Here is a 262-nt window from a genome sequence, read left to right on the forward strand (position 1 = left end):
TGGAATACCCGTTCGGGCCTTCCTCACAATAGCATTAATAGCCTTGCACAAACACAAGATGGCTATTTATGGGTAGGTACTTGGGAAGGGCTTGCCCGCTTTAACGGTCCAGAATTTAAACTATTTACCCGCTCAGAAATTACCGATTTGCCTGACTCAGGCGTACGTGCGCTTACCCCCACATCCGATGGCGGCTTACTCATAGCCGGAGCGCGCGGCGGTATTAGTTTATATCAGCACCGACAATGGGACACTCAACCAC

The 262-nt window shown here is 50.4% G+C and carries 1 protein-coding gene; it reads left to right on the forward strand.

All coding sequences use genetic code 11. The features are described from left to right. The coding region (locus AAEY68_RS21225; RefSeq protein WP_350586845.1) for a two-component regulator propeller domain-containing protein at positions 1-262 on the forward strand (262 nt) is incomplete at both ends.

The organism is Pseudoalteromonas sp. RB2-MNA-CIBAN-0110, assembly GCF_040309305.1.
GTDB classification, from domain to species: domain Bacteria; phylum Pseudomonadota; class Gammaproteobacteria; order Enterobacterales; family Alteromonadaceae; genus Pseudoalteromonas; species Pseudoalteromonas arctica.